The organism is Acidaminobacter sp. JC074, from assembly GCF_022496765.1.
Classification (GTDB): domain Bacteria; phylum Bacillota; class Clostridia; order Peptostreptococcales; family Acidaminobacteraceae; genus JABXKX01.
The window spans coordinates 1-25514 of sequence record NZ_VANV01000004.1 but is presented as its reverse complement, the minus strand read 5'-3'; the positions used below and the strand labels follow the sequence as shown (position 1 = coordinate 25514).

Genomic DNA, 25514 nt, shown 5'->3' with positions numbered 1-25514 from the left:
TATTTTTATAATCCTTAGATTATTTGTTAATAGGTTCTCTTTCTAGTGGCATTGACATACATCTAGGGCCACCTCTACCTCTTGATAACTCAGAAGAAGGCATGATGTGTAATTTAACGCCCTTCTCTTCAAGAAGTTTATTCGTTACGTGGTTTCTTGAATAAACGATTACTTCACCCGGTGCAATAGCAAGTGTGTTTGAACCATCGTTCCACTGCTCACGACCTGCATCAATACCAGGACCGCCACCACATCTGATTAAGTCTACTTTTTCTAGACCTAAATGTTTAGCAAGTACATCTTCAAGAATCATTGTTTCTTTTTCTATTGTATATTCACCATTATCTCCAGCCTTTTTAATCGCAAATACAGTTAAAGGACCTTCGATTGCTGGATGAATTGTGAATTTGTCGTAGTCTACCATTGTGAAAACAGTATCTAAGTGCATAAATGCTCTTGTTTTAGGAATATCAAACGCTAATATTGTATCAAATGATTGACCATCTGAGAATAGTCTCTTAGCAATTGTATCAATAGCAGCCGCTTGAGTTCTTTGAGATACACCAATAGCAATGACTTTGTCAGATAAGACTAATTCGTCCCCACCTTCGATTGAGTACTCATAATCTCTTTCATACCACTTCTTCACTTCTTCATTTTCAAAGTTTGGGTGGTAAGAGAAAATATACTTAGCGAAAATAGTTTCTCTGTTTCTAGTAACAGTTGCCATATGGTTTAATGAGATACCCGTACCAATTGTTGCAAATGGGTCTCTTGTGAAATATAAGTTTGGCATTGGGTCAATGATAAATGGATAATCACTTTCACACATATCTGCTAAAGTGTTATGCGCTGTAAAAGTTACTTCTTCTTTTCTAACACCAGCCATCATCTTGTCTACCATATCTCTCAGATTATCAAATCCTAAGAAATATTCTTTCATCGCAGCTTTTTTAGCATCACTTTCAATGCTAGTTTCTGATAAAAATTCATCGATGAACTGATGCTTAATTGTTTCATTTTCCAAAGTTTCTGCAATGAGATCTTCTAAATAAAATACTTCTACACCATTGTCTCTGAAAATCTTAGCAAAAGCATCATGCTCTTGTCTTGCGATTTCTAGATATGGAATATCATCAAATAACAATCTTTCCATTAAATCTGGTGTTAAGTTTTCAATCTCATAACCTGGTCTATGAAGTAATACTTTCTTCAACCGACCAATTTCAGAGTTTACCTGTAGCTTGATCTTGCTCATTTTACACCTACCTTTTATCCCTCTATTAACACCATGCATAAATTGACATAAAATGTTAATATATTCACTTTCCGTGTCTTCCATTCAAGTATACAAAATGATTAAAATCTTTGCAAGCCTTTATTTTGCAATATTTACACAGTTTTTATCAAACTTATGCAAAGTACGGATATTCATGCAATGCATACGTTGACATATTATACCAGTTATTCTGAAATCCGTGTATAGCAAAGGGAAAACATTTTCCTCTAAGGGTATAGATGTATTTTTATTCAGCCATGCTAATAAATATTACACAACTTTCTGAAAATTTAATATATTATAACCATAAATGATTCAAACAACCTCACCAATACTCATAAATTCTCAAGTAAAGGCTAATAACTTATGCATTTAATTATTTTGTGCTATATTAATACAGAAGCGAGGTGATTATAATGATACTATTCTATATACTTACACATTTACCTTTACAAATGAACAACATCCATCAAAATATATACCTTATATTAGGTGAAGTTTCTACATTACTTCTTTTAATATACATGATTTTTCAATCAAAAAAAATCATCCATAGAGATGATGGCTACAAACTTATCAGCTGTCTCTTTATTATATACGGTATCATGACCTTTCTAGGCAATATAGATCATATACTAAGACCAACACATATACTAGGCTTAGTTGTTAGTAAATATACCCTTATCAATCAGCAACCTTTGATTGTCATCATACTTATTCTCAATCTGACTGCCAAAGACAGTCGAAGGGCATCTAATTGGATTCCTCTTGCAACATGTTCTTTATATCTATTAATGATTCTTTTCATGCAAAATCCTTTTGTAAATATTAGTCTAAAGTATTTTCAAGAAAGTAGATTCATTCTTTCCATATACAATCTTTCTATTGGTATAACCTCTTATCAAACGTTAAAAAGCAGAGCCTGAGCTCTGCTTATTTAAACCATTTAATTGCTTGCGTCATAACCAAGCTCATTTCTTCTTCTTGATCGTAGAAATTGAATTGGTGCATTGGAGCTGGTAAAAGTTCTGTATCTAACCAGATAAGCTTCTTATCTTCTGTTTGAATCTCATCAAAGTAAATCTTAGTATAATCAGGTAATACACAACCATCTGAGTGAATCATAAGTGTTGGTGCTGTTAATGATTTAGCTGATTTTCTTGGGTTAAATGTTAACCAATCTTCCCAAGTCATTACTGCAAACTTATCGTTTGACCACTCTTTGATACCACCTCTTTCAGGATTTAAGTAGTAGTCGTATGGACCATACATAGCAGCACCTTCATTTGTTGTAGAAATTGTTTCAATGTAGTCAATCTTTCCAGTTTCAGAGTATTTTTCTTTAGCCTTTCTAGCTTTAGAGATTTTATCCTGAACACCTTCCTCACCACCGTAGAAAAGTCTTACGGCTTCTTCATCGTGAATCCAAGATGCTGCAGTTGCAACCTTCTTGATTCTATCGTCCTGTGATGCAGCAACTAATGTATAACCTGCACCTGCACAAACACCAAATGCTACAACTTCATTTACTTCTGAAAGTGACGATATAAAAGTTACAGCACTTTTTACGTCTTCAATCTTCATATCAGGACTTTCAAAGTACATGATGTCTCCTTCACTTTCACCATAACCTCTTGGGTCATAAGCCAAAGCGATAAAACCATTATCAGCAAATCTCTTTGCATAACCGCCTGCCATTTGCTCTTTTACGGTAGTCCATGAACCGGTCACTACAACACCTGTGTATGTTCTTGATGCATCATAGTCTTCTGGTAAATATAAGTTACCTACTAAATTTTTTCCCTTTGAATCAAACGATACTTTTTTAATCATATTATGCCTCCTTTAAAGCTTCCATCGCCGCTTGCGGTAAATTTGTATTGCCATCTTGATACTTGAAGTTAAACTTCATTTTAGAAATTCTCCAAGTACCTTTTTCTTCTACTAAATCTAAATCATATGTGCCAACAACAGTCCAGATGTTGCCTGCTTCATTTTCTAAGTAGTGTGTCGCTGTTCCATAACAAAATACTGACGCCAAACCGTCTTTTTCAACAGATAAGATGTTACCAATCTGGTGATGTGTATGTGTAAATCCTGGTAATAAACCCTTCCATGAGTCAATGATATCACTTGCCTTTAACTCTGCAGCAGGCTGACCACTCAGGGATGAATAATCAAGTTCTACTTTGTCACAAAATACCTCTTTAACAGTTTCCCAATCGCAAGAATCTGTTGCAATAAATAACCTCTTTACCTGACTCTCAAACTTCATAATGTCTCCTTTCATTTATCTATCTTATGCCTTAATTCTACTCTTATTTATATGTAATAAATTGAAGATTCTTGTCCTGGTGTTGTAGATTCTTGTTAAGAATGTCTCGCTTTATTGTTAAAAGCCTACTAGATGGATATAATACTTATAAGAACGGAGGTCATATGAAAACATCAATCCCCTTTTATCACAAGGTCACAGGTATAAAGTCAGACTGTGGTAATCCTTTAGACATTTCCTTATCCAGTAAAGATTTGAACTGGGAAGGCATCCTATTAGAAAGAGGCACATCACCTCACTTTTATCCAAAGGATGTTGTTACACCAAACTTTTATTTTGCCATTGAAATGGAAAACACCTATTCTTGGCGAGCTCTTAAAGATGGCGAACAAATCAACATTTCAACTGAACCAGGTGATATTTGGATCAATCCTCCTAATACACCTTTTACCCATAACATCGACGTGCCGTGTAACTTCTTGATACTTAATATCTCTGAAAAAGTCATGCTTGATAACTTCGATGGACATTTACCGGAAAAGCTTGAGTTTCTTAACAACTACAGTATCCAGGATAAAACACTTGAAAACTTAATCCATCTCTTATTTATAGAAATGGAGTCGAGAGGTCAAAATGGCAAATGGTTTATAGACCATGCCATCAAGCTTTTCTCTAATTACTTTATTAGGCATTACTCCAATTATTACGATCTAATAGACAAGGTTTCTAGATCTTCTATTATTGGACCTAGTGAAATGGATCAAATTGATGAGTATATTGAAGAAAACATCTCACTGCCTATAGCCATAGAAGACCTTGCTAATGTCTTGAATGTCAGTAAGTTTCATTTCTTAAATGAGTTCAAAAAATACAAGGGCATAACACCTTATCAGTACATCTTAAATAGAAGAATTGATAGAGCTAAAGACATGTTAAGAAATCCTGAAAATAAAATAACCACCATCGCATTTGAATTGGGGTTCAGCGACAGCAGTCATTTTTCTAGAACCTTTAAAAAGGTTGTCGGACTTTCTCCAAAGTCATTTAGAGAAGACTATTGATTATTCAAAAGAGGTATTACCGTCCATTATCTTAAGGTTGAAAGAGAAAGCATCAACTTTCCACATATCATCAGCCTTAATTAAGCCTACTTGGTAGGTTCCGATAAATGTACGTGTATTATTGCCCGACTCTGTTGTTTGGTATTGAGTGGCTGTACCATATTGGAATACAGTCGCTCTATCACCATCTACTTCAATTTGCAAATTACCTGATTGGTGATGAACAGATTCTATACTAGAGAAACCTTGTTCCCAACCTTCTACAATTGATTGTGACGTCACATCACCTGCTGAACCGCCAACTGATGTCATGTCAAAGTAAACAGTTTCAGTAAAAACATCATTTACTAGTGCATCCCAATCCATATTATCTGTTTGAATAAATAAGTTATTCACTACTTTTTCTACAGCATTTGTATCTTCAAGAAGCGTAATTCTTTGAGATAAAGCTTCATTCTGACTTAATACAGCATTTAAATCTGACTTTTCAACAAAATCTTCATTTGATCCACATCCCACAAACATAAGCATACTTACAACCACTAATCCTAAAATAAACTTTTTCATCTTTTTCTCCTAAACTAATTCTGTTTTATAATCCTCTATAATAAAGGTCTCGTCATCTCTGACTAACCATCTTTCATGAATCAAATCATCAATTTTCTGACCATTTTTTGTTGATGCTATAAAACGCACATCAAAATCTACTTGATACAGTTCACCTAATTTTTTCACATCAAAATTGGTCACATGATGTTGTATGCCTTCCTTAAGAAGCTGTTTATTCACACCTTGATACCAAGTTTTAAATCCTTCTATACCTTCAAACACTTGGCCTGCAAAATCAAATTTTGACGAATCGCTTACATGCTTTAAGTAAGTATCTATATCAGCCAATACATCAAAACCTTTGAAAATCTCTAAGACAAATGATTTAAGATGCTCATATTTAAGGCCATCTCTCCAGCCACTACCTACTTGGTCTCCAATTCTAAAATACTTGTTTTCATACATTGAAAAGACCAGTGGGTTGATTTTTTCAATATCAGGAAACTTGCCAGTCATCACGGTTTCTTTGGCGTGGACTTCTTTTATCTCAGAAATGATTATATTGTCTACACCACCAAGATCTAAGACTTTGATTATTTCAAGTTCTAAGTTGATAGGTGCCTCTTCAATTAACTCTGCACCATAATCTCCAGTAAATGTTTTAAAAACATCACTTTTGTCAACTTTATGACCGGATCTTAAACCGACATAATCTGCCTTTATTAGCATGCTTTCGTCTGCTAGTGATAAGCCGATCACATTGCCTTCCTCTAGACCATTTGTTGTAAAGTGTGTCTTTGAAATACCAAGTGACACCATACCGGGATTGGCATTGACTATGCCTGAAAAACCAACCTGCATAAAGTTCTTTTTACCTTCAATGACTGTTGTCACTATCGTCACTGGATAAGGATACAACATAGATTGATTACCTAATTTAACTCTTTTCATAGCCACCTACTTAATCTGATCAATTAATCCGAAGCCTCTAGCAGCCACAATTGGATTAAATATTTCTACATACTCGATAATTTCGTGATTGTCGTCAAACTTAAATGTTGAATAGTAATCATTTGAATAAACACCGCCATCTTTTAAGTTGATGTTTCCTGTAAACTTTACAAAGACAATTTTCTCATCTTCCATTGCATAAATTTCATCAATTGGAAATGTCATGCCATCAAAGTTTTCTATTGGACCTTCCCAATACTTCTTGATAGCATCTCTGCCTTTTACACCTTCTGGAAATAAACCAGATGCATAGGGATTGATATGAAGGCCATCTTCTGCAAACAGATTAGCAACACCTTCAGCACTGCCTTCTTCTAAGTTCATAAAAAACTCTCTTACCAACCTTTTATTAATATCTTTAATACTCATGTTTTCCTCCTCGTCTTTTGTTACATTCATCATATCAATCTTTTAGAAACGAGACATGAACATTCTTGGCTAGTAAATGTAGATAATTGAAAAAACTTCACCGAAGTGAAGTTTCTCTTATCTTATTACTATTTCAAATATTTTTGCAACATCAGAACCGTATGTTTCACGCGGCCTAAAAACAACTTTATCAGCATCAATACTTAACTCATGTTTGTTCATTCTATAATGGTTATTATTTATCTTAATTGATTTTATAAGTTCACCTTTACAGTAAAAATCCAAGTCATAAGATTTGATAATTTCATGTGACAAACCTTCTAATTGATCTTCACTACCATTTCTAAAATGGGTAATCATTATCTGCCTAGATAAGTTGGTATCCATGTATAAATAGATTTCTTTCATAAACTTAGGCCCATCCCATTTGGCTTCAATAAAGGCATCAGAAAGCTTGTCTTGCCATCCATGATTTTCATCAAAGGCATCCCTTAAAACACCATCTCTGATATTTTCTAGATTTTCCATCTTAGAAGCATTTAACTGAGCTGATCGTATCAAATTATCTCTTAAATCTAATTTCATTTTTGGAAGAAAGGCATCATCTAACATCAATGTCTCTTGTAAATCACGAACATCCAAATCTCTAATTGAAATATTTTTCATTTTACTCATACCTGCTGCAGTACCTGCTGCTTGTCCAACTACAGCACATGTTGCCATAAGTCTTGTTGAGCCAAAAGCCATTCTGCTGACACTAATGGCACGTCCACCTATTAAAAGATTCTTGTGCACTTTCGAGATCAAAGATCTATAAGGTATACCATAAATTTCTGGTACATCAATAAACTCAGTCGGTTCATGTTTAGAAAATATACCGCCAACAGCATGCATGTCCATAGGCCAGCCACCATAGGCAACAAGATCTTCAAAGTGGGTCGTTTCCTTTAGATCATTTTCTGTAAGAATATAATCACCAACAACTCTTCTAGATTCACGCTTACCTGGCAAAAAACCCACCCAGTCCAAGGCATAATTTTCTGCACCATGGTCACCCTTATTTTTTATATGGTCCCATACGCCATATACACACTTAAGGAGTTCATCTCGAATGGTCTCACCGTCAAAGATTGTATGAAGTTTATCACCACCCAGTTCAATCCACCAGTAGTTACTACCATAGGCACTGTGGCCGCGCCCTTTCAATTCCTCTTCTGTAAACTCATAAGCCCAATCCGGCTTTTCAAAGGGTGCTGGTTTACCAAGATCTTTTGTTGTAAACATCAGTGTCAATCCCATGGTTATATCATCTGCTAAATCTGGTGCATGTTCTTCATTGAAGCTTGCCTTATCATCACGACCATACATGATTTCAGCCCCAGCTAAAGAGGCTACAGTCGCATCACCTGTGGTATCAATAAAAATATCACCTTCGAAAGTCATGATTTTTTCTGTCGTGTTTTGGATACCTATAACTTGCTTTACTGAACCATTCTCTGTCAGTACTTCATGTATATTTGTATTTAAGTGAAGTTCCAAATTATCTTGGAATCTTGTTTTTTCCCATAAGACTCTGTCAAATTCCGAATAAGATTTTTGTGGATTCACTTTTTTATTATCCAGTAGTATTTCCTCTATAATACCTGTTTCTCTCGAATTGGTCCTAGACGAATGAAAATCTGCCCCACCAATATGCATTCTAACTTCAGAACTGGCATTACCACCGAGTACTGAACGATTTTGTATAAGTGCTGTCTTTGCACCCTGTCTAGCAGCAGAGATAGCAGCACATACACCAGACATACCACCGCCAACAACAACAACATCATACTTATAACTTTGAGTTTTCATAAGCCCTCCTTGTTTTCTTACATCAAGTATACGGACTCATAAATGTAAATAAAATGGCTTTAGAATACCTCTTTACCGTCAAAATGTGACACGAGTATATTCTACATCACATTTTCACATCAAAAAAAATCTCTGACAAAACGTCAGAGATTACTCTATAATTCGTTACCAGTTTCTTGCATCTCCTTTAGAATTCTTTTCAACTCTACTTGAGGATCAAGTTCAGGATCTGTGATGTGCTTTACATAATCCTCAGCAGATTTTTCTAAATCCTCATCAGATATAACAACTGCTGAATGAATTTTAAATGCTGGTAAAAAGTTCATACCTGCTAGGTTTGCTGTTTGCTGCATAGGTTTTAAAAACTCACTTACTGTAAAAGTATTGTAACCACCTGCCTGGTAAGACACTTCCGGTCCACCGATAGAAGTTGCTACTACATAATCTTTACCGGAAAGCTTGGTACCACCTGGACCAAAGGCAAAACCATATTCTAATACAGTGTCTTGCCACTTTCTTAGTAGAGGTGGCATGTTGTACCAATACCAAGGGTATTGAAATACAATTCTGTCATGTGAAAGAAGAAGTTCCTGTTCTGCTTCTTTATCAATAACTTCATCTGGATACTTGACGTTTAAGTTATTAACTGTAATGCTTCCCTCTTTTTCTAGTTCTTCAATCCATCTTCTGTTCACTCTTGATTCAGCGTAGTTTGGATGCGCTGTTACAACCATAATCTTCATAATCAAATTCCTTTCTTATCTTTTAGCTGTCTATAGCTTAACAATTATAGAAGAAAAAAAAATGAAGATAGTTGCTTATAACATGTATAAAATTGAAAGTTATTCTCTAGTCCACATATTCTTAAATCCCTCACCAAACATCATATTGAAGACGTCTCTTAAGAGTTTTTTTGTTTCATCATCCAAACCGGAATAAGCCTTGGTCATGGCAAATAAACTCTTGAAGTGACCACCTTGAATATCTAATAAATTTTTCTGATTGTTTGTAGAAAGCACATCAAAGAAGGCGTTTGTAAACTGTTCTCTTTGTTCAATGGTCATAGAGTTTAAGACACCTTTGATGGTTTTACTCATAAGCTTGCTTTCACCATCTACATCAGGCATATGAATAAAAGAAGTGCCAACGACATGCCAGGTAAAACCATCATGCTGTAACAGTCCAGAACGTTTATATCTACACTCTACCACTTCATAGGATTCCTCATGTTCTAAAAGCATGCCGACAACAGATGATTTTGGAACCAGGGTATGAAATCTGTCAGCCACCATATGATACTTTTCAGATTGAGTCATCGACTCTTTAAAGCCCGGACCATCATTGTTAAAAATGCCAAGAATTTGATCCTTATAGTCTGTATGAACGGAAGCATAAACAGCCAGATTACCGCCCTTAGAATGACCACCCACATAAAACTTGCTTGATGGGTTGTTCTTTATGACCATATCTATATACTTCAAACTTTCTATCTGGGCAGGCACAGTTTCTAAAAAGCTCATCATAAAGTCTTCTTTCCATCCAACAAGTGTATCGTCTGTCCCCCTAAAAGCGATATAGCTGATATGATCACTTATTTTAAATGTCATGGCGGCAAACTGTATGGTTGTTTCTTCACAGGTATACTCAACAAGACGGCTTACACTTACGTTTTTAAAACGATTGCTCTGTCCTGCTATCATCAAAAGCTTTACGAAATTCTCATTTAATAAGGCACCTAGTTTTTTTATGCCTTTGCTTTCGTGATATAAATCAGCAATTTGGCCTATGGTCATTTCCCCTTCAGCTACGATATCATCTATGTCTAAATAAACCAGTTTTGAAAAAATCAAATTGTCTACTTCATTCAAAGGTGAAAGGTCAAATGATAAATCACCACGCCACTTTATATAATCAATAATATTGGTCATAATACCTCCGTCATCTTTTATAGTAGCATTATATCACTCACTCCAAAAAAAATAAAAGATGTTTTCAATTAAGAAAACACCTTATAATTTTAATTACCGTCTAACATATCACCAAGGGCGCCTAGTAAAGAACCTTCACCCTGTCTAGAACCACCTGTAGCCGGTGCATTCTTGTAAATTCTATCAGCTAGTCTAGAGAAAGGTAATGATTGTAACCATACTTTACCTGGACCAGTTAATACAGCAAAGAATAAACCTTCACCACCAAAGAATGCAGACTTTATGCCTTTAACCATTTCGATATCATAATCTACCGTTTGCTCTAAAGCAACTAAACAACCTGTATCTACTTTAAGTTTTTCTCCTGCCATCAATTCTCTCTCAATGATTGTACCACTGGCATGAACAAATGCCTTGCCATCACCTTCTAGCTTTTGCATGATAAAGCCTTCACCACCGAAGAAACCAACGCCAACTCTTTTTTGGAATTCAATGCCGATGCTGATACCTTTGGCACAACATAAGAAAGCATCTTTTTGACAAATAATCTTTTCACCGTGTTCTGCTAAATCAAGTGGCACAATTTTACCTGGGAATGGTGCTGCAAAAGATACGTTTCTTTTACCATTACCACCATTGGTAAATGCCGTCATAAATAATGATTCACCAGTCATCATTCTTTTACCAGCTCCCATAAGTTTACCCATTAAACCAGAACCTTGATTGCCTGAACCGTCACCAAAGATAGATTCCATTTGAATTGGATAATCCATGTACATCATAGCACCTGCTTCTGCGATAACCGTTTCACCTGGATCCAACTCAATTTCTACAAACTGCATATCATCGCCGTACAGTGTGTAATCAATTTCATGTGATTTCATTAATAAATCTCCTCTCATATGTAATAGTCAATGTCTTCATACCCAATCTAAGTAGTTTCTATCATACCAAACAAATCTTAACAGAACCTTAAATAAAAAGAAAAAGAGCAGAATTAAATCTACTCTTTAAACCTTATATATGTTTCTGTAACATCACCTTGCACAAATGTAAGGGTGTCTCCTTTAATCTTATACTTAAAAGATTTTCTACCTTCCATATCATTGATGTATATGGTATCGCCTTCTATTTCATAGGGAATTGGAATATCCATAATGATAATTGCCTCTTCAGTGATGACCATATCAGGCACATCAGATTCAAGGTTCTCTAAAGACCATTTACCTATGATACTTTCCTGGCTGCACGAAACAAGTATAATGACCAATAATATAAGTACACTCACTTTTTTCATTGACTCAACCTTTCTAAAACTAGATCGGAATCCTCTAAAAACAATATCAGCTTGTCATCTTCTAACTTATACTTAAACTTAACGACTTCTGTACCTAGCGTCATTTCAATCTTGGAAGCTCCAGCTTTATAAGTACCTTCTACACCAAAGAAGACAACTTTTTCATCTTCAAAGGTCATCTCCACAAGACCGTTCTTATCTATCCAAGTACCAGTAATATCATTTGTGCATCCTACCAGCATAAGAAGCAGTAGGAGGAGTATCATTTTTTTAATCATTTTGCTTATTAAAATAGAGTACTTCATTTAATTCAGGAATGCTGATTACTAGAATATCCTCATCGAATTGATAATAGTATACTTGTTCTATCCCATCTACTGTCATAATTATCTTATCATCCTCAATCCTATATGGATGAGTTTGACCAACAAATGAACACTCATCACCTTCAAAAATCATTTCAATACCTGCGGTGTCTTCCTTCCAAGACCCCTCTAATGGATTTTCCGAACAACCTACTAAAAGTATAACCACCATCATGATCAATAAAACTTTCTTCATATGCCCTCCTTAAGTTCAGTTAATCCATTATATCATATAAATTATTAGATTACTTATTTAGTAGTGAATAAGCTTTGGCAATTTGTCCCCCCACTCTTGCATTGTTATAAACAAGGGCGATATTGGTCTCTAAAGATCGACCCTCAGTCACTTCTTTGATTCTTCCAAGTAAAAACGGTGTGATGTCTTTTCCCTTGATGCCTTTTTCATCACATTCCTTTAAAGAAGCTTCAATGGCCTCATTAATAGAAGCATCCATCGCTTCAGCTTCAGGCACTGGATTGGCAATTACAAGACCACCCTTTAAATCCATATCCCACTTAACCTTTAAAGTTTTAGCCGCTACCTCAGCATCGTCTAAACTGTATAAAACTTGGTAACCACTTTCACGTGTGTAAAAAGCGGGGAAATCTTTAGTTTGATAACCCAAAACAGGTACACCCTGAGTTTCTAAGTATTCAAGTGTTAAACCTATGTCGAGTATAGACTTTACACCAGCGCAAACAACAGCAACATCTGTCTTAGCAAGTTCCTGTAAGTCTGCAGAAATATCAAAGGTTTCACTCGCACCTCTATGAACACCACCGATGCCACCAGTTACAAAAACTTTGATGCCTGCCATTTGAGCAATGATCATGGTTGTCGCTACAGTTGTTGCCCCATGTAGGCCACCTGCCACAATAAAAGGTAAGTCTCTTCTGCTTGCTTTTAAAATATCGCTTGATTGGCCAAAAAATTCTAATTCCTCATCTGTTAAACCAACCTTTAACTTACCTCCAATAACAGCAATCGTTGCAGGTACTGCCCCTTGCTCTCTTACAATCTCTTCTACACGTCTTGCTGTTTGAACATTTTGCGGATAAGGCATGCCGTGACTGATTATAGTCGATTCTAAAGCCACAACCGCTTGATTATTTTTAAGTGCTTCTTTTACTTCTTCATTAATCTCTAAATATTGATTCATGATGCCTCCAATGTATTCTCATTTAATGTTTGACTCACCGTTGTTAAACTTTCAACAGTAAGTTTTGATAGTTTTAGTCCGTCATTAACAGAATCAGCAAATGATTTATTCTTTACAAAACCATATACCAAGCCTGCTACAAAAGCATCACCTGCACCTGTAACATTTATTAGGGATGCTTTTAAGGCTGGCGTTTGATGAAGTCTCTTATCATAGAAAACAACACCCTTTTCACCTAAGGTAACCACAACATGGGCAGCACCTTTTTGAACCACATTCGTTAGCTTTTCTTCTAAGTTTTCACCAGAACCTATAACATCTAGTTCATAGGCATTCGGTGTGATGCAGTATGCTTGATTTAAAGCTTCATTGATCTTATCTGCTTTAGTTATAGATACAGGATCAATAAATAATTTGTCACTATAGTTATCAGATAAATATCGAATAATAGGTCCGCTAACATTGCAGTCGACAACGATGGCCTTGGCTGCACTCAAATAATGGTGATAATCCATAATGGTTTCCTGTGTCAACTTGTCTAAGACAGCCATATCTGAAACTGCCACATCCAACTCACCAATTTCATTTAAAACCTGCATGTATATCGATGTGCGTTCACCACTGTATTTTTTAGCGAGCGACATATCAATACCCACGTTTTCACAGTATTTTATCATACGGTCACCATGGTAATCGTCACCAAGGGCTGTGATCAACTTAACTCTTAAACCAAGTCTTGCTAAATTTTCTGCTATATTTCTACCAACACCGCCATAGGTGGTGTTGATTTTACCAGGATTGGAGTCGTATCTTTTAACATCGTTCGATACATGACCAGACATATCGACATTTGCCCCACCAATCACAACAATATCATCTACACCCTCTGTTAGAACATAGCCCTTGCCCTTGATAAAACCCTTCCTTATCAAGTTGGAAATATGGACTGCAACAGATGAACGGGTAATGTTCAGTTCTTTGGCTAAATCATTTTGTGAAATAAGGGGATTTCTTCTGATGAGATTCAGTATTTCTTTTTCTCTATCCGTCATATAAGTCTCCTCTTAACAATTGTTTATTCCTTTAACATGTGTTTATGGTATCATAATCGCAAAAAAAAAGAAAGGTTACCACCTTTCTCATAGAAACTATTTGTCAAGTTCTACTAATACACACGCATGGAAGACAACTTCTAGCCCGTTTGATTCTGCATAGTCAATCACTTCTTCATCAAAAGCGCCTGGTTGGAACCATATATACTTAACACCCATTTCAATGGCTTCTATTACAACAACCATAGCACGTTTAGGTGATACAACTACATTGACACAATCAAAAGGCTCTGTCACTTCCTTTAATGATGGTACAGTTTTAACGCCTTCAACCTCTTCATAAACAGGATTTACTGGAATCACATGATGACCATGTTTTAGTAATTTATTGTATATCTTGTTGCCAAACTTTTCTGGGTTAGGATGCGCACCTACAACAACCCAATTCTTTTTATCTAACATTGTTTTAATTAATTTTTCCATATTTCCTCCTACCCCCTCTGCTTGGGGTATTTTCATTGTAGCCAATCTCTTCAATTTATACAATACCCAATACATGAATCTTTATGCTTCCTTAATGCAAAATAGGTTGATTCGTGGTAAAATAATGTGATAAGAACTTAGGAGGTTTCCCTTGAAAAACAAAGCAGTTATACTCGGTGCAAACTATTATATCGGTTTAAGTGTTATTCGTTGTTTAGGAAGAAATGGCATCACAACAGTAGCCATTGAATACCAAGAACAAGGCACTTATGGCTTTAAGTCTAAATACCTTAGTGAAAAACATATTGCACCTCATTATAGAAAAGATACACAAGGCTTTATCAAGTATTTAATAGATTATGCAAAAAAACAAACAGAAAAACCTGTACTATTTCCATGTGCAGATCCCTATGTAGAGATCATTGACGAGCATTTAGATGAACTGAGAAACTACTATCTGATCAACCAGACTCAACAAGGTTTGTTTACAAAACTGATGGACAAGAACTCACTTTATGATATTGCTTTAGAGCATGGGGTTAAGGTACCTGAAACCATCAAAACAAGCGATCCTGAATTTGAGAGTAAAATCTCTGACTTTCAATACCCATGTATTGTAAAGCCTTCTGATTCACCTGCCTTTGTAGATGTTTTCAGAAAAAAAATGTTCAAGGTAAACAATAAAACTGAGCTTTTAGAAGCTGTTAGGAAGGCAAATGATAAAAACTTAGAAGTATTTGTACAGAGAATCATTCCAGGATTTGATAATCATATGTATACTTACGACTGCTATTTAGATCAAAATTCTAAGGTCACACATTATACAACTGCTAATAAAAACAGACAATATCCAATCAACTTTGGTGCTTCTGTTTATACATGGCAAATTCATGTACCATCACTTCATGAAATAGGCAAGCCATTCTTAGAAGCTGTTGGTTTTAAAGGCTTCGCTGAAATTGAGTTTAAAAAAGATGCAGTTACTGGTGATTTTTATCTGATAGAAATCAATGTCAGAACCACCAACTTCAATGTCCTTCTTGAAAAGGTAGGCCTTAACTTCCCTTGGATAGCCTATAAGGAACTAACAGGACAAGAAATTGGCAGTCAGGCATTGGTAGATTCAACTAAAAGAACCTTTGTATATGCCTTTGAAGATATACTGGCTATAAAGGGTTACTTGCAGACAAGACAATTGACTTTAGGTCAGGTCTTTAAGTCTTTCTTTAGAAAAAAGGCTTATGCTATTTGGGCTTTTGATGACCCAAAACCTTATTTCAATGTGATTGGTATACTCATTGGTAAGGTATTTAAGAAATTAACAGGAAAATAAATATAAAGGAAGTGGTCTTATGAACATACATACATTGTTACAAGCTATAGATGTCATTGACTCAAGAAATGAAGCATCTATCGACATAAAAAACATTCAGTATCATTCTAAGAAAGTTACAGAAGGCAGTCTCTTTGTGTGTGTAAAAGGCTACAAAGTTGACGGTCATGATTATCTGAAGTCTGCTAAAGACTCAGGTGCTCTCGCAGCCATCGTTGAAGACTATATGGATATAGATATCATGCAGTTTAGAGTCAAGGATTCTAGACTTGCCCTTGCCCTTCTTGCAGATAAGTTTTACAATCATCCATCTTCTGAAATGAAGTTGATTGGTATTACAGCAAGTAATGGTAAAACATCTACATCTTTCATGCTTAACTCAATACTTGAGGCCCATCAGTTAAAAACAGGCCTTATTGGTACTGTTATTGTAAAAATAGATGATGAACAAATACCATCTGTTTTAACGACACCTGAATCATTGGATTTGCATCATTACTTTAGAATGATGAGAGACAAGGGTGTTAGCCATGCAACCATGGAGGTTTCTTCTTCTGCACTAGAACTTAAACGATCTGCTGGTGCTGATTTTGATATTGTTACTCTTAACAATATCACTAGAGAACATATAGATAATCATGGTTCATTTGAAGCTTATTATAACTTCAAGGCTGGCCTCATTCGAGATGCTAAAGCAGATGCTGTGGCTATTTTAAATCTTGATGATCCAATGAGCATTCAATTAAAAGACCAAACCCAGGCACAAGTTATTACCTATGGTGTTAATGACAAGTCTGGCCATGTTTGGATTGAAAATCTTGATTTATCTACAGGACGTGCAAGGTTTACACTGCATAATAAGCTAGGCTATCAGCCTTTTGATATTCATGTATCTATACCAGGTTTCCACTGCGTCTATAACTCTTTGGTAGCTATTTCAGCTGCTATGATATTAAAGATTCCAACAGAAGACATTCAAAAGGGCATTTCAAGTCTTGAAGGTGTTGAAAGAAGATTTGAATACATCTTTGAAGATAACTTTAAAATTATTGATGACCACTTTGCAAATGCAGGTAATATTGATGTTACCTTAGAAACACTGGATTATATGACCTACAAGGATTTGCATTTTGTTTATGCCATAAGAGGCTCAAGGGGGGTCACTGTTAACAAGGAAAATGCAGAGGCCATTGTTAAATGGTCTAAAAAGCTCGGTGTTAATGAAATTATTGCGACCAAATCCATTGGCCATGTCATTTGGAAAGACGAAGTCACAGATGAAGAAGAAAAAGTCTTTTTAGATGTCATGAAAGAAGCAAATATCAAAGTACATCTTTATGATAAACTAGAAGATGCCATCTCAAAAGCACTCAATGAAGTGAATGATGATGATTTGATACTTTTAGCTGGTTGTCAAGGTATGGACTACGGCTGTAACATCGCGCTGAATCAAATAGAAAAAATGAGACCTGACATACCAAGAGATGTTTTAAGGAGACCTTTAAAACACCGTGTAGCTGGTCTATTGGAAGGTGAAATAAATGAATGATAGAATATTGGGGATCATCGGTGGTATGGGCCCGGAGGCAACGGTAAGTTTTTATAGACGTATCATTGCACTAACTGAGGTCACATGTGATCAAGACCATTATAGAGTAATTATAGACAGCAATCCGAAAATCCCTGATCGAACGTCTTCTATATTAAAAGGTACACAGTCACCGCTTCCAGCACTCATAGATACAGCAAAAAATCTTGAAAAACTTGGTGTTGTCACAGCTGGTATTCCTTGCATCACTGCACACTATTATATAGATGAACTCAGAAAGCACACATCTATTGATATCGTATCAGCCATAGAAGCAGTAGACTATAAACTGAGAACAAAACACAAGGGAAAAACCGTTGGTATTCTAGCCACAACGGGTACAGTCAAAACTGGACTCTTTAGCAAACAACTAGAAAATCCAATCATCTATCCTACAGATGACAGTCAGGAAAAGAAAGTAATGGAGGCCATTTACGGCAAAGAAGGTATCAAAAATGTTGGCATCACCAAAAGGAGTCTAAATCTTTTAATTGCTGCCGGCAATGAACTTATTGAAAGAGGTGCAGAAGTGATCATCGCAGGCTGTACTGAAATAGGTGTCATTTTAAATCAAGATCATGTCAATTGTGCTTTTATAGATCCTATGGATGTATTGGCAGAAGAAATGTTAAAAGACGAGTAGAAATACTCGTCTTTATTTATCACTATTCATAACAGCACCTATATATAGAAGCATAGGTGATAAAAGTATCATAAGTGTCATGCCAAGCAAGTCTGGAATATTCATTGTCAAAAGCGCATAGAAACCGTAATTAAAATAAATACCAGCTGATAATATCCATGAGCCAAGGGCCTCGCTTATATTATGTATGAAAAATCCAGAGCCCAACAAGAGGATATTCATCCCTAATATGACGCGCGATGAAAACATGAGCCTGTCACGGTTGATGCCTCTCATCAGCCTGAATAAAATGACATAGGAAACAATGGTCACCACCAGTACTGTCGGCAGCCATGTTAAAGAATGACCTATTGCCAACCAAAACAAGGTGCCTATTATATGTGAAACAATATGAATGGTATAACCGCTAATAAGATATTTCCTCATAGTCCCCCTAGATATAATACATATACTCAGAATTCGTTTTTAATTTATAAGCCTCTATTAACTTAGATAGTTTAATTGAAGACAAGTGTTCTTTGATGCTTTCATCTAATGGTTTAAAGACCAACTCATCAAGAACTGTTTCTAAAGCTTCAGAAAAACTATGGTCACCATCTATGGCTACTACAACATCATAAACACTTATTTGATCTGTAGAGCCTATAATGGCATAACCGCCACTTGCCCCCTTGACACTATCCACCATGCCGTGCTTCTTTAAGCTTGCTATGATCTGTTCAAGGTATCTTACTGACAAGTCGTCTTTCTCTGCTATTTCACGTACAGACAGTCTCTTATCTTCTGCACCTAATATGATGAGACATTTAATGGCTACTTTTGATTTGCTTGTAATCTTCACTAAGTCCTCACTTTATATTTTGTTTGGCATCCTTTACACGTTAATAATATGGTGCCCTTGTCTTTAGGTACACGCATTTTCGTCTGACATTTTTCACATGTAAAAATTTTAAAGTCAATATGCTTTAAGAGAGCCTGTTTATCAAAGCCTACAATGACTTCACCATCTATATAAAAAGATGGGACGCCTCTCATATTGTATTTCATCATCTCTTGTTGATTAGATGGATCATTGGCATCTTTAATTTTGTACTTAAAACCATGACTGTTAAGGAACTCCTTAGCCGTATGACAATGTGGTCATGTTGTACTTGAATACATAATAATTTCTTTCATAATTTACCTCTTATAGTGAATCACTTGATCTATTCGTTTAAAGCCTAAGCTTTCATATAATTTTCCTGCACCCTTATCATCATACTGAAGATAAACTGAGTCTTCTGTCTCAAACATGGTTTTCATGAGTGCCATCATACAAGCTCTAGCATAGCCCATACGCTGACAAGCTGGATCTGTTGCCACACCAACTATCAAACGTTTGAAATCACTTTGAGCAACGGAGCAAATTTTTTCTTTTACGATTTTATAGCCTGTGCCTCTATTTGATATCAACTTGTCTTTCATATAAGAAACCTTTGGATAACCAGAAAAAACTTTCTTATACAAGCCTTCAATATCTTCCAAGTCATCTAGACCTATAATGGATGCTGACGTGTCTTCATAAACAAAGTCATCTTTTTTTAGTTCTGATATATAAGCACCCTCATGATCAATGTCCAAACCAAGTACATGACACATGGTTTTCGAACCAATGAGATATTTAAAATCTAGAGTCTTGATCAAATCCTTAAAACCACCATCATCTTCCCTATAGTTGGCAAACTGTAAATTACCTGATGCTCTATGAAATAAGATGGCTTCATCACCCATATAGATATCTTTAAAGGTAGAGTAACCCTTTTCTAGACCTAAGGCAATAAAATAGTTTCTTGCATAGTCTCTTGATACAAATGACTTTATATAAGATAGATCATCAATTGTTGCTTTTCTAATCATAATTTATCTCCTCAGATAAATTATATCATATGCTGAGCTTCTTTAGTTTTGCCCCTTCTAAAAATTTTGAAATTGCCACATGATCTTTGTTGATGATATGGTCTTCAAGTTCAGAAAGTACCTTTTTAAACTCATTAATTTCATTTAAAACAGGTTGGCGATTGTCCATAATCAACTCTGTCCATAGACCTGCGTTGATATCAGACACTCTTGTTATATCTCTAAAGGAACCAGCTACACAGTGTTTTGTTTTTTCAAAACGGTCGCATGTCATATAAGCAGTAGAAAGTATATGAGGCATATGACTTGTATAGGCTATAATATCATCATGACTTTTGGCATCTAACACTTCAATATGGCCACAACCCAAGTCTGATATGATGGCTTTTAAAAGATGAACTTCCTCACATGCTTTATCAATGACCAATAAATAATTGGCGCCATAAAAAATGCTCTCTGTAGACTGTGAAAAACCACTACCTTCTCTACCCGCCATTGGATGTCCACCTATAAAACAGACATCCTCTCTGATAAAGTCTTGAATGGAAGTCATCATAAATTCCTTTAATCCCACAACATCTGTTATAATGGCACCTTTTTTAAAAAGGTGCATATGGTCTTTTAAGTAGTCAATTGTCTTCTCTGGGTACAAACATACAAATACAACATCCATCTGATCTAAGGAAACTGGCCCCTGATTGATTATAATATTTTCTTTATAACATAGTTCAACAACATCCTTATTTATATCATGTCCATAAATCTTATGGCCCTTATTTTTTAAACCCTTTACAATTGATCCACCAATTAATCCTAAACCCACAACCAAAATGTTCATAATGCCTCCAAAATATAAAAAAAGGACCTAAAGGTCCTTTTTAAGATTCTTAACCTATTAGATAAAATGTGTACATGAAATTAGCCAGCGTTATAATAACCCCAGTAATAATACGTATACACATTTTTTGTCCAATTTGATTTCATAATATTCACCTATTTGTATTTTTATACATTAAACCATAATTCGATTGCTTTGTCAATCTTCTATTCGATATAATCTACCAACTCTATCTCTATAAGCCAAATCCAAACTGATATCATCATCTAAGCTCAGACCGCCCTCTTCTAAAATGGACTTAACCGTTTCAAAGGCAAGCTCAGGTGTGTTGTTATCCTTACTTAAATGGCCCAGTATAACATGGCCTAGACGGTCACTATAAGACCTAACTCTTAAGATGGTTTCTGCACAAACTTCATTGGAAATATGACCTTTAGTTGATAGTATCCTCTGTTTTAATACATATGGATATGGACCTGATTTTAGCATTTCCACATCATGGTTTGACTCTAACATAATTAAATTTGAATCGATCAAATTTGAAAGCAAATCAAGTGGTACATGACCTAAGTCTGTTACAACACTTACTTTCAAAGCATCCTTTTTAAAAGCATAGGCAACCGGATCTGTTGCATCATGAGAAATTGAAAATGGTCTAACCACAATATCACCAACAGCAATATCTTTTTCCTTTTCTATAAAAACAACCTTGTCCATAGAATATTTGCCCAGCTTACTTTCTATCTTTTCAAATGTCTTCTTTGTTATATAAAGGGTTAATCCGAATTTACGCATCAATATGCCGGCACTTTTTACATGATCACTGTGTTCATGGGTAATAAAAAGTGCTTTTAAATTTTCCAAATTTGCATCTATGTGCATCAAGCTATTTTGTATGTATTTGCCGCTTAAACCAGCGTCTAATAAAATACCAGTGGTATCACTAGCTATATATTGACAATTACCGCTACTACCACTGGCTAAAGAACAAAAATAAATCATTGAACCTCTTTCTATTTTGCTATGGCATTAACCAGATAGGTCTCACCATCAGATGTTGTTATTTCATAGAATATATTGGCTTCACCTTCAACAACTGCTGCACCATCATCATCAGAATTTAATTGATATACCAATTGAAAATCAATGATCTCTAGTGCTCTTTCACGATTTGGATTTCTATTATAAAGAATCCTAACAAAATCATAAAGAGCATACTCAGGCGAATTAAACGTTTCTTCAACTTTGCCAGTACCTTCTACATCGTACCACACCCTGCTAAAACTAAGCAAGTTTTCATTGTTGTAGATAAGGATCATATGAGAGTCTCTGATAACCCTGTCTTGAAATTTTTGTCCAAACTCCAAAATAGTCTTTTTACCGGTGTAACCTACATCTTTAAGATAGACATCATCTCTTGAAATCTTTAAATCATCCATAAGTCCATAAGCCTGACTTATTATTTTATCATCCGATAAAACAGTGGCTTCTAGAATGCCATCTTCTAATGCCTCATATAAAAGTTCGCCTTGTCTAGGAAACTCTAGTGGCTGAAAGGCAAGTCTATCATCTGGATAGTCACTATGAGAGGTAAAAACACTTGTCATAAACTCTTCGTCATAACTTTGCATGTTGAGCTTAATGTTGTCAATATCCTGATTAATAGAAATAATATCAGGATCAAGGCTAACAGATTTATCTTCAAGCAAATCAAGAATTAAGTTACGATCGATGCTTGCAGTTTCTATTATTTTATTTTCACTATACAAGGTCCATGCCAGTAGGCCGTTGATAAAAATTAGGGCTACTATTAGAATCAACTTTATTCTTTTCCAATCCATTAATTTTCGACCTCTCCATCGATTGTCATTATTTTTCTATTTAAGAGGTTGATTACATAATCAGTCTCTGCAATTCGTATATGCCAAGTTGGAATCAAAAGTTGATCAACAACTGTATAACGCGTTTCTAATACCGTCATTTCCTGTAAACACATTAAGAAATAATCAGCCTTCTGAATTTCAGTATCAGGTCGATCTTCTTCATACTTTCTTACAAACATGGTTTCATTAACAGTAAGAATCTGTCCAAAACTCTGCTCTTGCGGATAGTCTAGTTCTTCATAAGTAATTAACGGCGTCATTCTAACTCTAACCAACTCATCGTTGGTAAACTTAACCTCTATCAAAGAGCCATCGCGCGTTGAATCAATATAATAAGGTATACCATCTTTTGTGTAGTTAAAGGAATAAACGGTCTCAACTTCATTGGGTGATTCTATTTGAGAATACCCCGATAAGTACAAGGATGTACCTAAATCGTGCATCTTGTTGATTTGGTTCAAACTTTCTCTTAAGCCATCATTAAAATCTAATTTCAGCTTTTGAGGATTCTCGCTGACTTTTGCAGTGTACTCAAGACTACCGTCATCATTTTTACGTAGAACCTTATCACCGTAGCCATACATGTAAATGATTTCATTATCCGAATAGACCGATTTCTTAACAAAACTCAAGTCATAATCAAAAACCTTCTCAGCTGATTTTTCAATATCCACACTAGAAACAATTCTAAAGGCTGGATAGTTGATTTCATTAGTAAAAGGTGTTAAAAGCATATTTTCATCTAATAGATCATATTTTTTTAAACCCGTCTTTAAAAGTGCATAACGTTCTTCAATTGGCTTGTAATAGTCTTTGGTCGATTTTCTCTCATCCACCTCATTGTAGACTTCATCTATCCACACATCTGGTGAAACACCATACAGCTTAAAATAAGCCTCGTTCTTTGCATCATAAAAATAGATAACATCTTTGGTGTTAACCAACATAATAATAGATGATATCCTATAATCTGATTCAGATACGACATCATCATAGTCATTATACATTTTTAAAAGTGAATCAAAGGGAATATCAACAGGATAGTCTGCTTTGATATAACGTCTTGTTTTTAGGTCTCTCCATAAACTTTCACTAATTGGTTCAACTTGAAGCTTATAAACATCATCAGTTGGTGTCATAGAAAGTTCAATAAACTTTCTTAAAACCTCCTCATACTGTTGTCTTATTTGAACACTGTTATAAGATCCCTCAGGTGTGTACTCATCGTCATAAATCTTGATAAACAAATCCCCAAAACTAAAAACATAATTTTGGGGTCTTATCATCTTCAATATATCGATTTTTTCGAGTTCTTGAGGTAGCTCAGTTGGTGATTCAGCTTCTGGTTCAGTCATAAAGACAGCGCCAGTAAGTATAATCGCTGAAACAGTTAATGAAATTAAGAGAAAACTCTTAAATAGTTCTTTCATTAGTCCTCTATTCAAAAATATCTTCACTATTGAAAACATCATTGTCTATAATGTTTTCGAATACATTTGTATTTTCAATAATCTTGTCTGCAATGACTTGCTCTGAAACAACTTCAAAATCTAACTGCTCAACAATCTCATTTAAATCATTGGTAACAATTAGCTTGTATGAACCTGGCTCAACGTCTGAAACAGTATGCTCGAAATATGGTAATGATGAATCTACAACCATTTCTAGTTTTTCGAAAACATCTTCTTCGAATAATTTATCATACTCTTTTTTCCACTTTTCATAATTAGCAAGTGCTTCATTGTATCTAACAGTTACATCATCTAAATAATTAGCTGCTTCGATGTCTTCTTCAGTCAACTGATATGACGGATCATATTCAGGTGAAGTCTCATCTACAAAAGTTTCAATGTTAGCAGCAGCTTTTGCATTTGCCAGCTCTTCTTCAACAATTTTAAAGTCGTCCTCGGCAATTGTGTAAGATGCTACAACTTCATCTTTTGTTAATGGTTCTTCTTCGATAATTTCAACTTCAGCTAAAGAAATCTTTTCCTCTTCTACCTCTACCTCTTCAACAGGTAGTGCAGGTACAAGTGGTATCATTTCTACATACTCTTTTTCTTCCGCCTCTTCGTCAAAATTAAAAGATGGTACGACCTTCTTTAAATTAAGATACATTGTGTCGTCAGTTTGAACATATATAGAAATAAACAAAGCCTCGTTTAATATCATTTTTCCTGATTCGCCCACTTCTGGACTGATAATGTGTACATACTCTTCTGATGTTTCATCATTCGCAAATACCATTATATTTGCAGATAATGCCATTATAAGAATCAAAAGAAGTATCATGAACTTCCTCATCATAGTCGCTCCTCCCGCGATTTTAGTAATTTCATTATACACAAGATTTATTACAGTCGTATTACAGCACATTTAAAAGTCTATAACATCAAGTGGAATACTGATAGTTACTGTGGTTCCTTTTCCGAACTCGCGAGTTTGACGGCTATTTCTAATAACTAACAGCATTCTATTCGTTGGAACAGCATCATCACAGCTTATTTTTTTGTCAAATTTTAATTCTTTTTCTTGTACTTCTATGTAATTCTATGGTATAATATTAATAGACAGAAATGAGGTTTTTCAATGTTTTTAAAGAAAGATAAACGAGCTAACGGTAGGATTTTCCTATCTATTTTTAAAAGCTATC

The 25514-nt window shown here is 35.2% G+C and carries 29 protein-coding genes and 1 pseudogene; 5 read left to right on the top strand and 25 right to left on the bottom strand.

The genetic code is table 11. From position 1 onward, the window contains the following. Nucleotides 1–19 precede the first annotated feature (19 nt). Entirely contained in the window at nucleotides 20–1258 is a 1239-nt protein-coding gene (gene arcA, locus EZV73_RS05040) for an arginine deiminase (RefSeq protein ID WP_240838926.1), read from the bottom strand. 437 nt (nucleotides 1259–1695) lie between these two features. Here arcA and EZV73_RS05035 point away from each other — a divergent pair, with 437 nt between their 5' ends. Further along, complete coding sequence (locus tag EZV73_RS05035) at nucleotides 1696–2205, top strand: hypothetical protein (RefSeq protein WP_240838924.1); 510 nt, start codon at nucleotides 1696–1698, stop codon at nucleotides 2203–2205. Nucleotides 2206–2212: 7 nt separating this feature from the next. Here EZV73_RS05035 and EZV73_RS05030 read toward each other — a convergent pair whose 3' ends face one another. Continuing rightward, on the bottom strand, nucleotides 2213–3112 hold the full coding sequence (locus EZV73_RS05030; RefSeq protein ID WP_240838923.1) for an alpha/beta hydrolase: 900 nt from the start codon (nucleotides 3110–3112) through the stop codon (nucleotides 2213–2215). Between the two features lies 1 nt (nucleotide 3113). Continuing rightward, on the bottom strand, nucleotides 3114–3554 hold the full coding sequence (locus EZV73_RS05025; protein ID WP_240838921.1) for a nuclear transport factor 2 family protein: 441 nt from the start codon (nucleotides 3552–3554) through the stop codon (nucleotides 3114–3116). Between the two features lie 164 nt (nucleotides 3555–3718). On the opposite strand from EZV73_RS05025, the gene EZV73_RS05020 reads away from it, so the two are divergent. After that, nucleotides 3719–4615: a helix-turn-helix domain-containing protein gene (locus EZV73_RS05020; protein ID WP_240838919.1), complete on the top strand. Its 897-nt coding sequence runs from the start codon at nucleotides 3719–3721 to the stop codon at nucleotides 4613–4615. Here EZV73_RS05020 and EZV73_RS05015 read toward each other — a convergent pair whose 3' ends face one another. The 13 genes from EZV73_RS05015 to EZV73_RS04955 all read right to left on the bottom strand — a co-directional run bounded on the left by EZV73_RS05015 (nucleotide 4616) and on the right by EZV73_RS04955 (nucleotide 14680). After that, nucleotides 4616–5182: a nuclear transport factor 2 family protein gene (locus tag EZV73_RS05015; RefSeq protein ID WP_240838917.1), complete on the bottom strand. Its 567-nt coding sequence runs from the start codon at nucleotides 5180–5182 to the stop codon at nucleotides 4616–4618. Nucleotides 5183–5191: 9 nt separating this feature from the next. Next, nucleotides 5192–6115, bottom strand: a complete 924-nt coding sequence (locus EZV73_RS05010) for a flavin reductase family protein (RefSeq protein WP_240838915.1) — start codon at nucleotides 6113–6115, stop codon at nucleotides 5192–5194. 6 nt (nucleotides 6116–6121) lie between these two features. Beyond that, on the bottom strand, nucleotides 6122–6544 hold the full coding sequence (locus tag EZV73_RS05005; protein ID WP_240838913.1) for a nuclear transport factor 2 family protein: 423 nt from the start codon (nucleotides 6542–6544) through the stop codon (nucleotides 6122–6124). 117 nt (nucleotides 6545–6661) lie between these two features. Next, a complete protein-coding gene (locus EZV73_RS05000; RefSeq protein ID WP_240838911.1) occupies nucleotides 6662–8395 on the bottom strand; it encodes an FAD-dependent oxidoreductase in 1734 nt (577 codons plus the stop codon). Between the two features lie 155 nt (nucleotides 8396–8550). After that, entirely contained in the window at nucleotides 8551–9138 is a 588-nt protein-coding gene (locus tag EZV73_RS04995; RefSeq protein ID WP_240838909.1) for an NAD(P)H-dependent oxidoreductase, read from the bottom strand. A 99-nt stretch (nucleotides 9139–9237) separates the two neighbouring features. Beyond that, entirely contained in the window at nucleotides 9238–10323 is a 1086-nt protein-coding gene (locus EZV73_RS04990; RefSeq protein ID WP_240838907.1) for an Mbeg1-like protein, read from the bottom strand. 89 nt (nucleotides 10324–10412) lie between these two features. Continuing rightward, on the bottom strand, nucleotides 10413–11207 hold the full coding sequence (locus EZV73_RS04985; protein WP_240838905.1) for a TIGR00266 family protein: 795 nt from the start codon (nucleotides 11205–11207) through the stop codon (nucleotides 10413–10415). Nucleotides 11208–11326: 119 nt separating this feature from the next. Next, nucleotides 11327–11620: a hypothetical protein gene (locus EZV73_RS04980; RefSeq protein WP_240838903.1), complete on the bottom strand. Its 294-nt coding sequence runs from the start codon at nucleotides 11618–11620 to the stop codon at nucleotides 11327–11329. Next, nucleotides 11617–11898, bottom strand: a complete 282-nt coding sequence (locus tag EZV73_RS04975; RefSeq protein WP_240838901.1) for a hypothetical protein — start codon at nucleotides 11896–11898, stop codon at nucleotides 11617–11619. Before EZV73_RS04975 ends, EZV73_RS04980 begins: the two co-directional genes overlap by 4 nt. After that, entirely contained in the window at nucleotides 11891–12181 is a 291-nt protein-coding gene (locus tag EZV73_RS04970; RefSeq protein ID WP_240838899.1) for a lipocalin-like domain-containing protein, read from the bottom strand. The genes EZV73_RS04975 and EZV73_RS04970 overlap by 8 nt, the downstream gene beginning before the upstream one ends. 49 nt (nucleotides 12182–12230) lie before the next feature. Further along, nucleotides 12231–13145, bottom strand: coding sequence for a pseudouridine-5'-phosphate glycosidase (locus tag EZV73_RS04965; RefSeq protein ID WP_240838897.1), 915 nt, complete (start codon nucleotides 13143–13145; stop codon nucleotides 12231–12233). Then, nucleotides 13142–14197, bottom strand: coding sequence for a carbohydrate kinase (locus tag EZV73_RS04960; RefSeq protein ID WP_240838895.1), 1056 nt, complete (start codon nucleotides 14195–14197; stop codon nucleotides 13142–13144). Before EZV73_RS04960 ends, EZV73_RS04965 begins: the two co-directional genes overlap by 4 nt. Nucleotides 14198–14293: 96 nt before the next feature. Beyond that, the gene (locus EZV73_RS04955) at nucleotides 14294–14680 is read right to left on the bottom strand and encodes a CoA-binding protein (RefSeq protein ID WP_240838893.1); all 387 of its coding nucleotides are present in this window, start codon (nucleotides 14678–14680) and stop codon (nucleotides 14294–14296) included. 151 nt (nucleotides 14681–14831) lie between these two features. Between EZV73_RS04955 and EZV73_RS04950 the strand changes: the two genes are divergently transcribed. The 3 genes from EZV73_RS04950 to EZV73_RS04940 are packed head-to-tail and all read left to right on the top strand — an operon-like array spanning nucleotide 14832 to nucleotide 18244. Further along, nucleotides 14832–16013 carry a carboxylate--amine ligase gene (locus tag EZV73_RS04950; protein ID WP_240838891.1) on the top strand — a complete coding sequence of 394 codons (1182 nt, stop codon included), beginning with the start codon at nucleotides 14832–14834 and terminating at the stop codon, nucleotides 16011–16013. Nucleotides 16014–16032: 19 nt separating this feature from the next. Further along, nucleotides 16033–17562 carry a Mur ligase family protein gene (locus EZV73_RS04945; RefSeq protein ID WP_240838889.1) on the top strand — a complete coding sequence of 510 codons (1530 nt, stop codon included), beginning with the start codon at nucleotides 16033–16035 and terminating at the stop codon, nucleotides 17560–17562. Beyond that, complete coding sequence (locus EZV73_RS04940) at nucleotides 17555–18244, top strand: aspartate/glutamate racemase family protein (RefSeq protein WP_240838887.1); 690 nt, start codon at nucleotides 17555–17557, stop codon at nucleotides 18242–18244. The genes EZV73_RS04945 and EZV73_RS04940 overlap by 8 nt, the downstream gene beginning before the upstream one ends. A 12-nt stretch (nucleotides 18245–18256) precedes the next feature. On the opposite strand, the gene EZV73_RS04935 is transcribed toward EZV73_RS04940, so the two are convergent. The 9 genes and pseudogenes from EZV73_RS04935 to EZV73_RS04895 all read right to left on the bottom strand — a co-directional run bounded on the left by EZV73_RS04935 (nucleotide 18257) and on the right by EZV73_RS04895 (nucleotide 25168). Then, complete coding sequence (locus EZV73_RS04935; protein ID WP_240838885.1) at nucleotides 18257–18670, bottom strand: hypothetical protein; 414 nt, start codon at nucleotides 18668–18670, stop codon at nucleotides 18257–18259. A 7-nt stretch (nucleotides 18671–18677) separates the two neighbouring features. Beyond that, nucleotides 18678–19085, bottom strand: a complete 408-nt coding sequence (locus tag EZV73_RS04930) for an Rrf2 family transcriptional regulator (RefSeq protein ID WP_240838883.1) — start codon at nucleotides 19083–19085, stop codon at nucleotides 18678–18680. Further along, a pseudogene (locus EZV73_RS04925) lies at nucleotides 19085–19372 on the bottom strand (glutaredoxin domain-containing protein); the annotation flags it as partial. The pseudogene EZV73_RS04925 and the gene EZV73_RS04930, both read right to left, overlap by 1 nt. A gap of 51 nt (nucleotides 19373–19423) precedes the next feature. Continuing rightward, complete coding sequence (locus tag EZV73_RS04920; RefSeq protein WP_240838881.1) at nucleotides 19424–20140, bottom strand: GNAT family N-acetyltransferase; 717 nt, start codon at nucleotides 20138–20140, stop codon at nucleotides 19424–19426. A 25-nt stretch (nucleotides 20141–20165) separates the two neighbouring features. Then, on the bottom strand, nucleotides 20166–20978 hold the full coding sequence (locus tag EZV73_RS04915) for a prephenate dehydrogenase/arogenate dehydrogenase family protein (RefSeq protein WP_240838879.1): 813 nt from the start codon (nucleotides 20976–20978) through the stop codon (nucleotides 20166–20168). A gap of 198 nt (nucleotides 20979–21176) precedes the next feature. Continuing rightward, entirely contained in the window at nucleotides 21177–21980 is an 804-nt protein-coding gene (locus EZV73_RS04910; RefSeq protein WP_240838877.1) for an MBL fold metallo-hydrolase, read from the bottom strand. Between the two features lie 11 nt (nucleotides 21981–21991). Next, nucleotides 21992–22819, bottom strand: coding sequence for a hypothetical protein (locus tag EZV73_RS04905; RefSeq protein WP_240838875.1), 828 nt, complete (start codon nucleotides 22817–22819; stop codon nucleotides 21992–21994). After that, the gene (locus EZV73_RS04900) at nucleotides 22819–24291 is read right to left on the bottom strand and encodes a hypothetical protein (protein WP_240838873.1); all 1473 of its coding nucleotides are present in this window, start codon (nucleotides 24289–24291) and stop codon (nucleotides 22819–22821) included. Before EZV73_RS04900 ends, EZV73_RS04905 begins: the two co-directional genes overlap by 1 nt. 7 nt (nucleotides 24292–24298) lie before the next feature. Beyond that, complete coding sequence (locus EZV73_RS04895; RefSeq protein ID WP_240838871.1) at nucleotides 24299–25168, bottom strand: hypothetical protein; 870 nt, start codon at nucleotides 25166–25168, stop codon at nucleotides 24299–24301. Nucleotides 25169–25514 lie beyond the last annotated feature (346 nt).

Excerpts from the sequence above, each read along its gene's own strand:
- arcA (WP_240838926.1), bottom strand. The coding sequence starts at position 1,258 with ATGAGCAAGATCAAGCTACAGGTAAACTCTGAAATTGGTCGGTTGAAG.
- EZV73_RS05035 (WP_240838924.1), top strand. The coding sequence starts at position 1,696 with ATGATACTATTCTATATACTTACACATTTACCTTTACAAATGAACAAC.
- EZV73_RS05030 (WP_240838923.1), bottom strand. The coding sequence starts at position 3,112 with ATGATTAAAAAAGTATCGTTTGATTCAAAGGGAAAAAATTTAGTAGGT.
- EZV73_RS05025 (WP_240838921.1), bottom strand. The coding sequence starts at position 3,554 with ATGAAGTTTGAGAGTCAGGTAAAGAGGTTATTTATTGCAACAGATTCT.
- EZV73_RS05020 (WP_240838919.1), top strand. The coding sequence starts at position 3,719 with ATGAAAACATCAATCCCCTTTTATCACAAGGTCACAGGTATAAAGTCA.
- EZV73_RS05015 (WP_240838917.1), bottom strand. The coding sequence starts at position 5,182 with ATGAAAAAGTTTATTTTAGGATTAGTGGTTGTAAGTATGCTTATGTTT.
- EZV73_RS05010 (WP_240838915.1), bottom strand. The coding sequence starts at position 6,115 with ATGAAAAGAGTTAAATTAGGTAATCAATCTATGTTGTATCCTTATCCA.
- EZV73_RS05005 (WP_240838913.1), bottom strand. The coding sequence starts at position 6,544 with ATGAGTATTAAAGATATTAATAAAAGGTTGGTAAGAGAGTTTTTTATG.
- EZV73_RS05000 (WP_240838911.1), bottom strand. The coding sequence starts at position 8,395 with ATGAAAACTCAAAGTTATAAGTATGATGTTGTTGTTGTTGGCGGTGGT.
- EZV73_RS04995 (WP_240838909.1), bottom strand. The coding sequence starts at position 9,138 with ATGAAGATTATGGTTGTAACAGCGCATCCAAACTACGCTGAATCAAGA.
- EZV73_RS04990 (WP_240838907.1), bottom strand. The coding sequence starts at position 10,323 with ATGACCAATATTATTGATTATATAAAGTGGCGTGGTGATTTATCATTT.
- EZV73_RS04985 (WP_240838905.1), bottom strand. The coding sequence starts at position 11,207 with ATGAAATCACATGAAATTGATTACACACTGTACGGCGATGATATGCAG.
- EZV73_RS04980 (WP_240838903.1), bottom strand. The coding sequence starts at position 11,620 with ATGAAAAAAGTGAGTGTACTTATATTATTGGTCATTATACTTGTTTCG.
- EZV73_RS04975 (WP_240838901.1), bottom strand. The coding sequence starts at position 11,898 with ATGATTAAAAAAATGATACTCCTCCTACTGCTTCTTATGCTGGTAGGA.
- EZV73_RS04970 (WP_240838899.1), bottom strand. The coding sequence starts at position 12,181 with ATGAAGAAAGTTTTATTGATCATGATGGTGGTTATACTTTTAGTAGGT.
- EZV73_RS04965 (WP_240838897.1), bottom strand. The coding sequence starts at position 13,145 with ATGAATCAATATTTAGAGATTAATGAAGAAGTAAAAGAAGCACTTAAA.
- EZV73_RS04960 (WP_240838895.1), bottom strand. The coding sequence starts at position 14,197 with ATGACGGATAGAGAAAAAGAAATACTGAATCTCATCAGAAGAAATCCC.
- EZV73_RS04955 (WP_240838893.1), bottom strand. The coding sequence starts at position 14,680 with ATGGAAAAATTAATTAAAACAATGTTAGATAAAAAGAATTGGGTTGTT.
- EZV73_RS04945 (WP_240838889.1), top strand. The coding sequence starts at position 16,033 with ATGAACATACATACATTGTTACAAGCTATAGATGTCATTGACTCAAGA.
- EZV73_RS04940 (WP_240838887.1), top strand. The coding sequence starts at position 17,555 with ATGAATGATAGAATATTGGGGATCATCGGTGGTATGGGCCCGGAGGCA.
- EZV73_RS04935 (WP_240838885.1), bottom strand. The coding sequence starts at position 18,670 with ATGAGGAAATATCTTATTAGCGGTTATACCATTCATATTGTTTCACAT.
- EZV73_RS04920 (WP_240838881.1), bottom strand. The coding sequence starts at position 20,140 with ATGATTAGAAAAGCAACAATTGATGATCTATCTTATATAAAGTCATTT.
- EZV73_RS04915 (WP_240838879.1), bottom strand. The coding sequence starts at position 20,978 with ATGAACATTTTGGTTGTGGGTTTAGGATTAATTGGTGGATCAATTGTA.
- EZV73_RS04910 (WP_240838877.1), bottom strand. The coding sequence starts at position 21,980 with ATGATTTATTTTTGTTCTTTAGCCAGTGGTAGTAGCGGTAATTGTCAA.
- EZV73_RS04905 (WP_240838875.1), bottom strand. The coding sequence starts at position 22,819 with ATGGATTGGAAAAGAATAAAGTTGATTCTAATAGTAGCCCTAATTTTT.
- EZV73_RS04900 (WP_240838873.1), bottom strand. The coding sequence starts at position 24,291 with ATGAAAGAACTATTTAAGAGTTTTCTCTTAATTTCATTAACTGTTTCA.
- EZV73_RS04895 (WP_240838871.1), bottom strand. The coding sequence starts at position 25,168 with ATGATGAGGAAGTTCATGATACTTCTTTTGATTCTTATAATGGCATTA.